We start from the raw sequence: 12,694 nt of genomic DNA, 5'->3' as shown, positions 1-12,694 counted from the left end.
AGTCTCTGGTTTAAAGATCGGCGGTTAAAGGTCGTTGTCGAAATACACACCGTCCCGCGTGAGCAGCTGCTGCAACCGCTTCACGTCGGTATCAGCAAAGGCCTGCCCGGCGCCCGGCATGGACGCTGCCGTGCCCGCTGCCTGGCCCATCACAAAGCAGCCGCCGCTGGCGCGCGCGGCCGACTGGCCTTCGTGTGTCATCGAGGCGCAGCGGCCGGCCACCAGCAGGTTGGCGACACCTTGCGGCACCAGCATGCGCCAGGGCAGGTCGTTGTAGGCGCGGCCGTCAGCCGCATCCACGTTGTGCGGAAATTGCCAGTCGATCCGGCCATCCGCATGCAGCTCCATCGGCCAGGCATTGATGCCGATGGCATCGTCAAAGCGGGCAGATGAAAGGATGTCTTCACCGCTCAAGGCATACAGCCCTTGGATGCGGCGCGTCTCGCGGATGCCGACCTGCGGCGCGATGTCGACGATGGCCGAATCCGCAAAACCCGGCACTTCCTGCTTCAGGAAGCGGAAGTATTCGGTGATCTGGCGCCGGCCTTCGAGCTCGCCCTCGCTGAGTTGCCGCGCGTCGGTGGCATCCATGGCCGTACCTTGCGCGTTGCGTATCTGCGTGACGTTGGCGCGCCATTCGGTCGGGTTCTTCTGGGGGCGGAGGATGGCACCTTCACGGGGAAACTTGTAGCGGCCTGGCTCACGCGCCTGGATCTCGGCCATCAAGGTGTTGATGGCTTTGAATTCGCCCACAGCCGCCAGCGCGCGGGGTGCATCCACGTGGCCGACGCGAAACATGGTGGAGGGAAACAGTGCGCTGCCGTGCCCGTCGCCCAGCTCAGACGGCACGCCGGCGAAGTTCGCCACATCGGCGTCGCCTGAGCAGTCGATGAAACGCGCGGCGCGGATTGCCTGGCGGCCGGATTTGGTTTCGACCACCAGGGCGTTGATGCGGTCGCCTTCCATCACTACGGCCGAGGCCCAGGCATGAAAAAGAATCTGCACACCGGCCGCCACCAGCAACTGATCGGCTGCGCACTTGTAGGCCGACACGTCATAAGAGCGCACGCGGATACGGCCCTGCATGCCGTCCTGCGGCGCGTTCAGGCCGCCCAGCGCGTCAATGCGCCGCAGCAGGTCGTCAGCCACGCCGCGCACCACCTGCTGCATCTGGCCGTTTTTGCGACCGTAGAGGCCCGCGAAATTGGTGACGCCGCCGGCTGTGCCCATGCCGCCTAGAAAGCCGTAGCGTTCCACCACCAAGGTGCGCGCGCCGTGCCGCGCGGCGCTGACGCTGGCGGCCAGGCCGGCAGGTCCGCCGCCGATTACAACCACGTCAAACTCGCCATAAACAGGCAGAGTGCGTGCGGGTTCGGTGATCGAGCTCAAGTTGCACCCCCGTCCAGGCTCACTGCGTGTAGCCCGTTCCCCCCTCGAGGGGGCGGCGCCAGCGGTCTGGCGAAATTGGCTCGCCCCCGTCCAGGCTCACTACGTGTAGCCTGTTCCCCCCTCAAGGGGGCGGCGCTTGCGGTCTGGCAAAGCCAGTCCCGCGGCGCCCACTGGTTGTGCCCAATGAAACTCCTAACCAAGCATGAGCCGTGGAACCGGCTTTGCCGGGCCACAGGCGTGCGGCCCCCTCGGGGGGCAGAGAGCCACACGCAGTGGGCGAACGTGGGGGCTAAGTCCGAGGCTTTGCCGGGCCACAGGCGGGCGGCCCCCTCGGGGGGCAAGGAGTTACACGCAGTGAACGACTGTGGGGGCATCATTTATTCGAGCTTGATACCGCGCGACTGGATGATGCCGCCCAAAATGGCGGCTTCATCTTTGACGCGGCTCTTCAGGCCGTCGGGCGAAGTGCCCACTGCCTGCCAGCCCTGGTTAAAGAGTTTCTGCCGTGTGTCGACGTCGCGGATGATGCGCGGCACTTCTTGTGCCAGCCGGGCCTGGGCGGCTTTGGAGAGGCCCGCCGGGCCGATCAGTGCCGTCCACACTTCGAGGTTGACGTTGGTCACGCCGGCGTCGGCCAGCGGCGGTACCTCCGGCACGAGCGAAGAGCGTCCACCGGCCAGGCCAATCGCCCGGAGCTTGCCCGACCGCACGTGCGGCATGGCCACGCCGGGCGGGATCAGCGCCATTTGGATCTGGCCGCCCAGCATGGCGGTTACCACCTGCGGGTTGCCGGCAAAGGGCACGTGAACCGGTGTGAGGCCGGGCACGCGGCTTTTGAGCAGCTCCATGCCCAGGTGGGCGACCGAGCCGTTGCCGACCGAGCCGTAGTTCCACTGGCTGACGCCCTGGCGCGCGGCGGCGAAAAATTCAGTGCCGCCCGGCTCATTGGCGGGCGCAACCAACACCAGTGGTGCGGTGGTCAATAGTGAAATCAGCGCGAAGTCTTTGGCCGGGTCGTAGGGAAGCTTGGGATACAGCAGCTTGGCCGAGGTCAGGTTGCCATTGATGACGACGCCCAGCGTGTGGTCGTCGGTGGCCTTGGCGACCTGGTCGGCTGCGATGTTGCCGGACGCGCCGGGTTTGTTCTCAATGATCACCGGCTGGCCCAGGGCGCGGCTCAGCGGTTCGGCCAGTGTGCGTGCGGCCATGTCGGGTGTGGAGCCGCCGGGAAAGCCCACCAGGATGCGCAGCGGCCGGGTCGGCCAGATGGCCGGATTTTTTGAGTCTTTTGGGGCCGCAGCCCAGGTAGCGCATGCGGATGAAGCTATCAAAAACGTAGCAGCCAGCCGTAGAAGAGATGAAATGGAAAGAGGCTTCATGATGATTCCTGAGGCTTGGAACGGGTTCGTAAAACCGTCATTGGAACAGTTTTGACGGCTCGATTCCGTCGTACATCCACTTCAGGCCCGCGAAACCCGCGCTCTCGGTGCCGCTCTGGAACATCTGGTTGCGCAATTCGCGTTGAACACCGGCCGCATGGTAAATATCACCGTAAAAACGGGCAGTCAATTGCACGCGGCCAGTACGCAGGTAGCGCTTTTGCTGGTATTTCTGGAAGGCTTTTGGCACATCGCCGCGGGTAAAGCGCAGCGCTTCACGCAGTACGACGGCGTCTTCAATGGCCTGGCCAGCGCCCTGGGCCAGGTATTGCAACATCGGGTGGGCGGCATCACCCAGCAGCGTCACGCGCCGGTCGGTCCAGTTTTTCACGGGTTCGCGGTCGCACAGCACCCACATCTTCCAGGTCTCGATTTTTCCCAGCAGTTCCTTGACTTGCGGGCAGGCATCGGCGAAACGCTCGTTCAGCTCTGCCGTATCGCCAAAGGTGTTCCAGCCCTCGTCGTATTTGTTGCTGTGAAAAACCGCCACCAGGTTGAAGAGTTCGCCGCGGCGCAGTGGGTAGTGAACCAGATGGGTTTTCTCGCCGCCCCAAAGCAGCACATCGTCGCTCCACAGATGGGCCGGTACATCTTCGCGCTTGAGCACGGCGCGGTAGGCGATATGGCCCGACACGCGGGGTTTGCCGTCGCCCACCACGGCTTCACGGATGCGGCTCCAGATGCCGTCTGCGCCTATCAGCGCGCTGCCTTCAACGGTTTCGCCACCTGCAAGGTGTACGGTCACGCCGCTTTCCGATTGGTCAAACGACTCCACCTTGGCGCTGGTGCGCAAGGCGATGTTGGGCTGGGCCCGGCAGGCATTGAGGAACACCTGGTGCAGGTCGGCGCGGTAAATCACGCCATAAGGAAATCCATAGGTGGCGCGGGCCAGGTCGCCAAGCGGGACACGGACAACCTTCTCGCCCGTGCGCACATCGTTCATGCCAAGACCGGTGGGAAAGAACGCCACACGGTTGACGGCCTCAGTGAGGCCCAGGTAGTCAAACATGCGGAAAATATTGGGACCGAGCTGGATGCCGGCGCCGATCTCGCCAAAACTCGCCGCTTGCTCCATGAGTGTCACGGCGCGCCCGTCCTGCGCGAGCACCAGGGCCGCGGCCAGCCCGCCAATGCCGCCGCCCGAGATGAGGATGGGGGATGTATGTGACATATGGGAGAGGGGATCAGGGGGCTTCGTCAATGATAAGTATGCTTATGATATATGTCCCTAGTACATACCCTGAGCGCAAACCTGAACGGTAAACTCGGCAAATGGCAAAAAGCTTTAACTTCAGCGAGGCTCCCGGGCACTTGATCCGCCGGGCGCAACAACTCGCGGTCGCGATCTTCATGGAGGAAACAGCCGGTTTTGACGCGACGCCCGTGCAGTTTGCCATCCTGAACGCCTTGATGGATGACCCGGGCGAAGACCAGATCACTCTGTCGGGCCGCGTTGCCTTTGACCCGGCCACTTTCGGCTCGGTGATCGGGCGGCTGGAGGGCAAAGGCTGGGTCAAGCGGGAGGCTGACCCATCCGACAAGCGCCGCAAACTGCTGTGGACGACGCCAGAAGGGGAAAAAGTTGCACTGCAGATGAAACGTGCGGTCAGCAAGGCGCAGCAGCGCATCGTGAGCCCGCTGGATGATGACGAGCGGGTGCAGCTCGGCTTGTTGCTTGGCAAGCTGATCAGCGGCCACGAAAACGCGGCCAGGTAGCCGGCATCAGAACTGCGCGCAGAGAATAAAAAACGGGGCCGTCAGCCCCGTTTTTTTATTGTCTGCCCGTTTGCCAGGCGCTGGTCCAAGGCTCAGGCTGACTTGGCTACCAGGGCGAAATGCTCCACCGTCGGCGCGCCCGCAAAAAACGGCCCGACGATGGCGCGCCAGTCGGCAAAGGCGGGCGATTGACGAAAGTCGACGGTGTGGTTTTCCAGTGTGTCCCAGAAGATCTGCAGGATGTAGCGTTCGGGGCTTTCAATGCCCTTGTTGACCTTGAAGCCCTGAAAGCCCCTGGCTTTGGAAATGACTTCGCGGATGCCTCGCTGGATGGCTTCGTCAAAAGCGGCTTGCTGGCCCGGGTGAATGCGGATGTCGGCGAGTTCGAGAATCATGGACAACTTTCTGAAGTAATTAATACTGGGTAGCCGGCAACTCTACCGTCAATCCGTCGAGCGCGGGCGTGAGCTTGATCTGGCAGCTCAACCGGCTGGTGGGCCTGCGCGGCGCGGCGGTGAATTCGATCATGCCCAGTTCTTCACCGTCCGGTGGCGGCAAGCTGCTTGCATCGGAGGCAAAAGGCTCCTGCACGTACACGTGGCACGTGGCGCAGGTCAGCAGCCCGCCGCAGTCGGCGGCAATGTCGTCAATGCCGGCCGAGACGGCCGCTTCCATCAGGCTTTTGCCGATTTTGCCGCTGATCCGCGTGGTGTTTCCGCCTGCTGCTATTAAATTGATAGTGATGGTGGTCATGAAGTGATCTTAAATGCGGCTGAAATACTCGCGGCGCTGCCAGTCGTCCTTGTCTTCGGCTTCGGCATGGCGGGTAATTTCGGCTTGCTTGATTCGCGTGAGACAGCTGACGAAGGTCTCGCCAAAGGCCAACGTCAAGGCTGTGTCGGCTTGCAATGCGTCCAGCGCCTCGCCCAGGCTGGTCGGGATTTTTTCGGCCGCAGCGCCATAAGGTGCATCGGTAGCCGGCGGGGCCTTCAGGCCACGGGTGATGCCGTCCAGACCAGCGTGAATCTGCGAGGCGAGATAGAGATACGGATTGGCCGCCGGCTCGCCAAGCCGGTTTTCGATGCGCGTGCCGTTGTCATCGCACTGGCCGACCACGCGCAACATGGCGCCGCGGTTGTCGCGGCCCCACAGGATGGATTGCGGCGCCAGGGCGTTGGGCCGAAAGCGCCCAAAGCCGTTGATGGTGGGTGTGCAAAACGCCGTCATGCCGCGCGCATGCGCCAGCAAGCCGGCGAGGTACTGCTCGCCAACTTCCGACAGCGTGTACTGTGCATCGGTGGGCGTGCTTGCGGTTGCGGGGCTGCTGCGCTTGAACAGGTTGGCGCCGGTTTTGAGGTCGACCAGCGACTGGTGCAAATGCCAGCCGCTGGACATGATGTTGGGAAAGGGCGGCCTGCACATGAAGGTGGCGAGGTAACCCGCGCGCCTCAGCACCTGCTTGACCGCGCTGCGAAACAGCACCATGTTGTCGGCGGCGGCGAGCGCATCGGTCGCGTCAAACACCGCTTCAACCTGGCTGGGGCCCAGTTCAATTTCCAGCGACAGCAACGGCAGGCCCAGCGCCTGCGCTGTGCGCTGCACGATGCGCAGCGGTTCTTCGGCCAGGTCCACCCATTGCTCTGACAGCAGGTGGTAGCCGGGGTGGATCATGCTGACTTCGGGCGGCAGGCCGGGCCAGGCGGCCAGCTCCGGGTCGAGCTGGGAGTCCTTGCCCTTATCGGCAATCCGGTAAATGTGAAATTCGATTTCGAGCCCGCACTTCATGCCATAGCCGGCCTCCGCCAGTTTGGCGAGCGCGCTTTGCAGCACCCGGCGCGTGTCGAGCTCCACAGGGCGGCCATTGGGAAACCAGGGTTGGCATTGCACCCAGCCGGTTTTGTCGGCCCAGGGCAATTCCTTGAGGCTGGCCGGATCCGCCAGCAGCATCACATTGCCGCCAAATTCAAAACCCGGCAGTTCGGCCGCGCCGCCCGCTTCGAACACCTTGTAGGCGGTGCGGTCAGCGGTGTCCTTGAGCAGCAGCGTGCTCACCATGCCCACGCCGCTTGTCATGGCTTCAGCAGCGGCAGAAGCCACCAGTGTCTTGCCGCGCAGCATGCCGTGCAGGTCGCACCAGGCAAAGCGCACCAGCTCCAGGCCTCTGGCTTCGATGCGCCGCGCGGCTTCAGCCAGCGCAGCTTGCCTCGCGGCGTCGTGCACGCCGCATTGCGCCGAAAAGCTGCTCATGGCTGGGTAACGGCGCTGGGTGAGACGGCGGCGGCCTTGGCGTTGAGCCAGGGCGCACCCTCGCGCTTGCTGCGGGCGGTTTGCTGCCACCACTCAGACCATTCGCCGGCGGGCGCGATGCCGTCTACGGTATCGGGGCCGGTGATCACTGCGGCCAGCGCGGGGTCGGCAATGCCGGGCGCTACGCCGCCGTTCTGCACCATGTCAATCGCCTTGAGCAGCACGCGCCGGTTGGCCATGATGACCTTGTCGGATGTGCCGAGGTGTTCGCGTGTGCGGTCCTGGATTTCGCCCATGCTTTCCACGGCCCACTGGTCGTGCACATTGATGTCTTCTTCGCCCATACCGAGATAAGTGGTGCTCATCTGCTCTTCGGCATTAAAGCCCCAGTTGTTGTGGCGGCCGGCTTTGGGGATGTAATCGGGCAGGGCGATGAATTGCTGGCGCTGCGCGCGCATGCTTTCGCGGTCCAGCGGGCCGGCAAAGCTGGTGAAGAAGGTGTACCAGTAGGTGTTCGTGTCGTCTATCGGCACGTGCATCTGCGTGATGGTCATGGTTTCCGACAGCGGAATTACAAACGTGGACGGGAAGATCGCGTTGGTCACGCGCACATGGGTGAGCTTGTCGGTCATGGCGCGCAGCGCGGTCAGCTGCATGCCCCAGGGCTTGTTTTCAAAGCTGATGTCGGGCTGGGCGAACTCGCGCATGATGCGCGTCATCGGCCACTGCTCGCCGTCCTTCGTGCCGGCGCTGGCGCTTCGAAACTGTTTGCCGGCCGGGTTCTGGCCGATTTCGTCGAGCGGGTTGTCCTGCAAAAAGCGGTGCAGGAAAGACGGGTGCGCCGGGTCGATGCCCACCTCAAAAGCCTGCAGCCAGTTGGCGTTCCACAAACCCTTGAAGGCAAAGCTGTGCGTGGCTGGCGCGGTAAAGCAGTCAAAAGCGGGGAAGGGCGGCGGTGTGCTGCCCTCGTCACCCAGCCAGGCAAACAGCACGCCGGCTTTTTCAATCACGGGGTAGCTGCGCTGGCGTATGCGTTCGCACAGCTTGCTGCCTGTCGGCTCGGCCGGTGTTTCCAGGCAGCGGCCGTCGGTGGCGAACTTCCAGCCGTGAAAAGGGCAGCGCAGGCCGCCGCCTTGCGCCGCGCTTTCGCGCCGGCCAAACGACAGGTCGGCGCCGCGGTGTGCGCAGTCGCGGTCCAGCAGGCCCCATGCGCCGGAGGCGTCCTTGAACAGCACCAGATCCTGGCCGAACAGTTTGAGCGCCTTGACCGGACGGATCGCCATGCGAGGGTCCAGCACCGGGTTGAACTCATCGACCAGCGCCGCAGGCTGCCAGTACTGGCGCAGCAGCTTGCCGCAGGGCGTGCCCGGCGTGATGCGGGTCAACAACTCATTTTGTTCAGCGTTCATGGCGGCCTTGTGAGGTGGCTTTGGAGGCAATCTGGCAGGAATTGGCAGTTAGCCGAAAAACGGTATACCGAAATTAAAATTCAGTGTACATTCACTGGCATGAACTTGCAAGAAACCGTTTTGATGCAGTTGCGCGACCTGATACTGCGCGGCGAGTTTGAGCCCGGCCAGCGCCTAGCCGAGCAGCAACTGGCCGAGCGCCTGGGCGCCTCGCGCACACCGGTGCGTGCCGCACTGGTCACGCTGGAGCAGGAAGGGCTGGTCGAGGCCAATGACACCGGCAAATACCTGGTGCGCCAGTTCACTCCGCGCGAAGTGGCCGATGCGATCGCGGTGCGCGGCCATCTGGAAGGCATGGCGGCGCGGCTGGTGGCCGAGCATGGTGTTTCGCGCCAGCTGCAGCTCGATTTGCAGTCCTGCCTGGATGAAGGCGACCGGGCGCTGGCGGCCAACCGGCTGGGCTATGACAACTACGCGGCCTATGCGGCCATGAACGACCGCTTCCACGCGCTCATCCTGGAGGCCAGTGGCAACCGCGCACTGCAACGCGCGATTGAACTGAACGACAAGCTCCCCTTCGCGTCAGCCTCGGCCATGTTGCCCATGCAGTCCACGCTGGAGCAGGACCGCGACTGGATGCACTACGCGCACCGCCAGCACCACATGCTGTTTGCCGCGCTCAAGGCCGGGGAGGGCGCGCGTGCGCAGGCGCTGGCGGTGGAGCACACGGAAGTTGCGCAGATGAATATGCGCATGGCGCTGCAGCGGCGGGCTGAAACCGAAAGCCTGATGCCCGGTTTGCGGCTGGTGGTGGGCGGCTAGGTTTTAAGGCTTAGCGTTCGCCCAGCAGCAGCTTCAGGTCAATGGATTCGGCAACCGCCTTATTGCCGGCATCACCCAGGTGCAGGTGGTCGCCCGCGTCATAGGCGGGCAGGATGCGCAGCGGGTTCTGCGGGTCGCGCACCACCGCATCGAAATCCAGCACCGCATCAAACTCGCCGCCACTGCGCATCCACGCGTTGATGCGCTGTCGCACGGCGTCTTTTGCGGGGTTGTGGTAATTGGCAATCGGTGAGCCCGGCATGGTCAGCGCGCCCTCAAAGGGTGTCAGCGTGGCGCCGACGATGCGCACGCCGCGGCTTTTGGCGCGTGCAATCAGCTGCCGGTAGCCGGCGATCAGCGCGTCGATCTGTGTGGTGGGCTCCTTGGGTTCAAGAGTGCTGCCAGGCCAACTGATGTCGTTGATGCCCATGAGCAGAACCACGCTGGTGATGCCGGGCTGGTTCAGCACGTCGCGGTCAAAGCGCGCCAACGCATTCAAGCCCATGTGATTTTTGAGCACGCGGCCACCCGAAATGCCGGCATTAAGCACGGCCACGTTCTGCCTTGCCAGACAGCGCGCCAGAAAGTCCGGCCACCGCTGGTCGGTGCCAGGAGTTGATGCCGCGCCGTCGGTGATGGAATCGCCGAATGCTGCCACGCTGCGTGTACCCGGTGCGGCCTCCACCAGCAGAGCGCTTAGAAAGAGACGGCTGTTCACTACGCTATCGGCCTTGAGGACGCTCGCGTTCACGGCATTGCCTGCCGCAATCTGCGCGGGCTGCAGACCGTCCCAGTGAATGGTGGCCAGGGGTGTCGTTTGCGGAAAGTACAAGCTGACTGACAGCTGGCTTAGCGGCGCGACCGGCATCTCGACCGGGTCGCTCATCACGACAGCGCTTGCCGGCACGGTGACCGTTTGCTGGCCGCCAAAGGTCAATGCCTTGCCGGCTCCGTCAGTGGGCGCTATCTGGGCCGCGCCTATTTGCAAGGCCTGCGAGCCGTATTCGTTCGACAGCACAATGCGCACGCGCGAGCCGCCCACGCTGGCCCGGACGGTCTGGCGTACGGTCTGGTCTTGAAGCGTGGCGGGAAGGCCCAGCGGCAGCACAAAGTCATTGCTCCAGATGGGCTGGGGGCTGGCCGTCCAGCTTGGCATCCACACGCCGGCATCAGCGGCCTGCGCCTGCGGTAAAGCACTGGTAAACAGCAGCGCGAATGAAAGAACGGCTTGCAGCGCGCGCCGCTTTGGAAAGAAAAATGTGTTCATGGCGAGGGTTCTTTCAGCAAGTGACAGGGATGGCGCGCGGCTCGAACTTGTCGCGCGACAGGTTGTACAGCGCAACCGCGATGCCGGCAAGGGTGATCAACGCGGCCAGCCAGCTCAGGCCGCCCAGGCCGAAGGAACTGCTCACGACCAAACCGCCCAGCCAGGCGCCCAGCGCATTGCCCACATTGAAGGCGCCGATGTTGAGGCTGGCCGCCAGGTTCTGGCCTGCACCATGCGCTTGCTGTAGCACACGCATCTGCAACGGCGCCACCGTGGCAAAGGAAGCCGCGCCCAGCAAGCCGACAAACGCCACGGTGGCCACGGGCGAATGCAGCACAAAGCCCATCACACCCAGCACCAGCGCCAGCGCACCCAGTGTGACCAGCAGCGACATCCGCAGCCCGCGGTCGGCCAGGCGCCCACCCAGCAGGTTGCCCACAAAGAAGCCGCCGCCAAACACCAGCAGGATGGGTGACACCGCTGCTTCGCTGAAGCCGGTGACCTGGGTCAGGATGGGTTGGATGTAAGTGAAGATCGTGAACAAACCGGCAAAGCCAAACACGGTCATCAACAGGCCCAGCAGCACCTGCGGTCGGGCCAACCCGGCCAGCTCTTGCCGGATGGTCGAGGTGCCGTTTTCAGCCGCGCTGCGCGGCACAAAAATAGCCAGCACCGCAAAGGCGAGCAAGCCGATCAGCGTGACCACCCAGAAGGTGGAGCGCCAGCCGTAATGCAGTCCCAGCCAGGCGCCAGCGGGCACGCCGAGCAGGGTGGCCAGCGACAGCCCGCTGAACATGATGGCGATGGCCGAGGCCTTGCGCTCGGGCGCGACCAGGCCGGTGGCTACGATGGAGCCCACGCCAAAGAAAGTGCCGTGCGCCATCGACGTGATGATGCGGGCCGCCATCAGGCTGCCGTAGTCCGGCGCCAGCGCACAAGCCAGGTTGCCCAGCGTGAAGATGGCCATGAGTGCCAGCAACACCGTTTTGCGCGGCAGCTTGCGGGTGGCCAGCGTCAGCACCGGCGCACCCACCGCCACGCCCAGGGCGTAGCCGGAAATCAGCAGCCCGGCCGAGGCGATGGTGACGCCCAGGTCGGCGGAGACCTGCAGCAGCAGGCCCATGATGACAAATTCGGTCGTCCCGATGCCGAAGGAGCCGGCGGTGAGGGCCAGAAGGCCTAAAGGAATTGAAGGGAGTGAAGGGAGTGATTTGCGCGCATCCATGAAAGTCGCCTAAAAAGAGGATGTGCTTAGTGTGGAGACGAAGTTCTATCTTGACTAGAATGTCATAAAGACAATAATTTATGAATTCAATTCACAATAATTCGCGCAAAAATAGCAGTTCATGCCTCGCATAGACGTCAACCGCTCCGGCGAGATGGAGGCCTTCGTCCAGGTCGTGGACAAGGGTGGTTTTTCGGCTGCCGCGCGGCAGCTGTGCATGACCCCTTCGGCCGTCAGCAAGCTGGTGACCCGTCTGGAGGCGCGGCTGGGTACGCGGCTGGTCAACCGCACTACGCGCAAGCTGCAGCTCACACCCGAAGGCACGACGTTTTACGAGCAGAGCACGCGCGTGCTGGCCGACATGGACGAGGCCGAGCGCGGCGCCGCTGCCGGCGCCATGCCGCGCGGGCGTGTCAGCATCAACGCCAGCATGCCCACCGCGCACTGCCTGCTGTTGCCGCTGGTGCCGGCTTTTCACGAGCGCTTCCCGGACATCTCGCTGGACATTACCCTGACCGACCGCGTGGTCGACCTGCTGGACGAGCGCACCGATGTGGCAATCCGCTGGGGCGCACTCGCGTCGTCCCAACTGGTGGCGCGGCGCCTGGGTGATACGGCGCAGGTGATTGTCGGCAGCCCCGTTTACCTGGCGCGACACGGCACGCCGCAGACGATGGAAGAACTCGAAGCTCACCAGCGTCTGGCCCATACCTTCAAACGTAATATGCATTACTGGCCGGTACGGGTAGACGGGCAGGTTCAGCAGTTGCCGATCACCGGCTATGCGCGCGCCAGTGACGGCGAGGCGCTGCGCCACCTGGTGCTGGCGGGCGCCGGGCTGGCCCGCATGTCGATGTTCCACGTCGGCCGCGATATTGACGCGGGCCGCCTGGTGCCGGTGGCTGAAAACCTGAACCCGGGCGAGCGCGAACCCATCCATGCAGTATTTGTCGGCCGGGGCGGCCGCTTGCCGGCACGCGTGCGCGTGCTGCTGGATTTCCTGGTTGAGCAGGTCACGCAGGGGGTTCTTGATGGTGGCGGGCTTGGGCATGACTACCAGCTGTATCAGCCATGACGCCTGAATGCGCCCGCACACAAACAGTGCGTGAGTGCTAAGTACTACCCCCTACATAGGTTCCCTATGGTTGCAGCGAGATAACTTGCCTAGTATTAGTAACAA

12 protein-coding genes are annotated in these 12,694 nt (G+C 63.6%); 3 read left to right on the top strand and 9 right to left on the bottom strand.

Annotation, left to right across the window (positions count from 1 at the left end):
- Nucleotides 1-24 precede the first annotated feature (24 nt).
- The 3 genes from AC1DYR_RS01975 to AC1DYR_RS01965 all read right to left on the bottom strand — a co-directional run bounded on the left by AC1DYR_RS01975 (nt 25) and on the right by AC1DYR_RS01965 (nt 3,999).
- Nucleotides 25-1,389 carry an FAD-dependent oxidoreductase gene (locus AC1DYR_RS01975; RefSeq protein WP_477703609.1) on the bottom strand — a complete coding sequence of 455 codons (1,365 nt, stop codon included), beginning with the start codon at nt 1,387-1,389 and terminating at the stop codon, nt 25-27.
- A 377-nt stretch (nt 1,390-1,766) separates the two neighbouring features.
- Nucleotides 1,767-2,768, bottom strand: coding sequence for a Bug family tripartite tricarboxylate transporter substrate binding protein (locus tag AC1DYR_RS01970; protein WP_477703608.1), 1,002 nt, complete (start codon nt 2,766-2,768; stop codon nt 1,767-1,769).
- 37 nt (nt 2,769-2,805) lie between these two features.
- Nucleotides 2,806-3,999, bottom strand: coding sequence for a 3-hydroxybenzoate 6-monooxygenase (locus AC1DYR_RS01965; RefSeq protein WP_477703607.1), 1,194 nt, complete (start codon nt 3,997-3,999; stop codon nt 2,806-2,808).
- Between the two features lie 101 nt (nt 4,000-4,100).
- On the opposite strand from AC1DYR_RS01965, the gene AC1DYR_RS01960 reads away from it, so the two are divergent.
- Nucleotides 4,101-4,544: a MarR family winged helix-turn-helix transcriptional regulator gene (locus AC1DYR_RS01960; RefSeq protein WP_477646468.1), complete on the top strand. Its 444-nt coding sequence runs from the start codon at nt 4,101-4,103 to the stop codon at nt 4,542-4,544.
- A gap of 92 nt (nt 4,545-4,636) precedes the next feature.
- On the opposite strand, the gene AC1DYR_RS01955 is transcribed toward AC1DYR_RS01960, so the two are convergent.
- From AC1DYR_RS01955 to AC1DYR_RS01940, 4 genes are read right to left on the bottom strand one after another with little or no spacing between them, the layout of a single operon-like run.
- Nucleotides 4,637-4,939, bottom strand: a complete 303-nt coding sequence (locus AC1DYR_RS01955; RefSeq protein WP_477703606.1) for an antibiotic biosynthesis monooxygenase family protein — start codon at nt 4,937-4,939, stop codon at nt 4,637-4,639.
- Between the two features lie 19 nt (nt 4,940-4,958).
- Nucleotides 4,959-5,297, bottom strand: a complete 339-nt coding sequence (locus AC1DYR_RS01950; protein WP_477703605.1) for a 2Fe-2S iron-sulfur cluster-binding protein — start codon at nt 5,295-5,297, stop codon at nt 4,959-4,961.
- Nucleotides 5,298-5,306: 9 nt separating this feature from the next.
- Nucleotides 5,307-6,791 carry a glutamine synthetase family protein gene (locus AC1DYR_RS01945; RefSeq protein WP_477703604.1) on the bottom strand — a complete coding sequence of 495 codons (1,485 nt, stop codon included), beginning with the start codon at nt 6,789-6,791 and terminating at the stop codon, nt 5,307-5,309.
- Nucleotides 6,788-8,200: a Rieske 2Fe-2S domain-containing protein gene (locus tag AC1DYR_RS01940; protein WP_477703603.1), complete on the bottom strand. Its 1,413-nt coding sequence runs from the start codon at nt 8,198-8,200 to the stop codon at nt 6,788-6,790. The genes AC1DYR_RS01945 and AC1DYR_RS01940 overlap by 4 nt, the downstream gene beginning before the upstream one ends.
- A 99-nt stretch (nt 8,201-8,299) precedes the next feature.
- On the opposite strand from AC1DYR_RS01940, the gene AC1DYR_RS01935 reads away from it, so the two are divergent.
- Entirely contained in the window at nt 8,300-9,022 is a 723-nt protein-coding gene (locus AC1DYR_RS01935; RefSeq protein ID WP_477703602.1) for a GntR family transcriptional regulator, read from the top strand.
- A gap of 10 nt (nt 9,023-9,032) precedes the next feature.
- On the opposite strand, the gene AC1DYR_RS01930 is transcribed toward AC1DYR_RS01935, so the two are convergent.
- Together AC1DYR_RS01930 and AC1DYR_RS01925 are read right to left on the bottom strand one after the other, a co-directional pair.
- Complete coding sequence (locus AC1DYR_RS01930; RefSeq protein ID WP_477703601.1) at nt 9,033-10,289, bottom strand: SGNH/GDSL hydrolase family protein; 1,257 nt, start codon at nt 10,287-10,289, stop codon at nt 9,033-9,035.
- 13 nt (nt 10,290-10,302) lie between these two features.
- Nucleotides 10,303-11,514 (bottom strand): MFS transporter, encoded by a 1,212-nt coding sequence (locus tag AC1DYR_RS01925; protein WP_477703600.1) that lies wholly within the window; start codon nt 11,512-11,514, stop codon nt 10,303-10,305.
- A 121-nt stretch (nt 11,515-11,635) separates the two neighbouring features.
- Between AC1DYR_RS01925 and AC1DYR_RS01920 the strand changes: the two genes are divergently transcribed.
- Complete coding sequence (locus AC1DYR_RS01920) at nt 11,636-12,589, top strand: LysR family transcriptional regulator (RefSeq protein WP_477703599.1); 954 nt, start codon at nt 11,636-11,638, stop codon at nt 12,587-12,589.
- Nucleotides 12,590-12,694: the final 105 nt, after the last annotated feature.

Source organism: Polaromonas sp. P1_F9, assembly GCF_056405615.1.
The sequence above is the reverse complement of the archived record's forward strand: the minus strand, read 5'-3'. Positions and strand labels throughout refer to the sequence as shown.

Coding starts and splice junctions, on each gene's coding strand:
- AC1DYR_RS01970 (WP_477703608.1), bottom strand. CDS start 2,768: ATGAAGCCTCTTTCCATTTCATCTCTTCTACGGCTGGCTGCTACGTTT.
- AC1DYR_RS01965 (WP_477703607.1), bottom strand. CDS start 3,999: ATGTCACATACATCCCCCATCCTCATCTCGGGCGGCGGCATTGGCGGG.
- AC1DYR_RS01960 (WP_477646468.1), top strand. CDS start 4,101: ATGGCAAAAAGCTTTAACTTCAGCGAGGCTCCCGGGCACTTGATCCGC.
- AC1DYR_RS01955 (WP_477703606.1), bottom strand. CDS start 4,939: ATGATTCTCGAACTCGCCGACATCCGCATTCACCCGGGCCAGCAAGCC.
- AC1DYR_RS01950 (WP_477703605.1), bottom strand. CDS start 5,297: ATGACCACCATCACTATCAATTTAATAGCAGCAGGCGGAAACACCACG.
- AC1DYR_RS01945 (WP_477703604.1), bottom strand. CDS start 6,791: ATGAGCAGCTTTTCGGCGCAATGCGGCGTGCACGACGCCGCGAGGCAA.
- AC1DYR_RS01940 (WP_477703603.1), bottom strand. CDS start 8,200: ATGAACGCTGAACAAAATGAGTTGTTGACCCGCATCACGCCGGGCACG.
- AC1DYR_RS01935 (WP_477703602.1), top strand. CDS start 8,300: ATGAACTTGCAAGAAACCGTTTTGATGCAGTTGCGCGACCTGATACTG.
- AC1DYR_RS01930 (WP_477703601.1), bottom strand. CDS start 10,289: ATGAACACATTTTTCTTTCCAAAGCGGCGCGCGCTGCAAGCCGTTCTT.
- AC1DYR_RS01925 (WP_477703600.1), bottom strand. CDS start 11,514: ATGGATGCGCGCAAATCACTCCCTTCACTCCCTTCAATTCCTTTAGGC.
- AC1DYR_RS01920 (WP_477703599.1), top strand. CDS start 11,636: ATGCCTCGCATAGACGTCAACCGCTCCGGCGAGATGGAGGCCTTCGTC.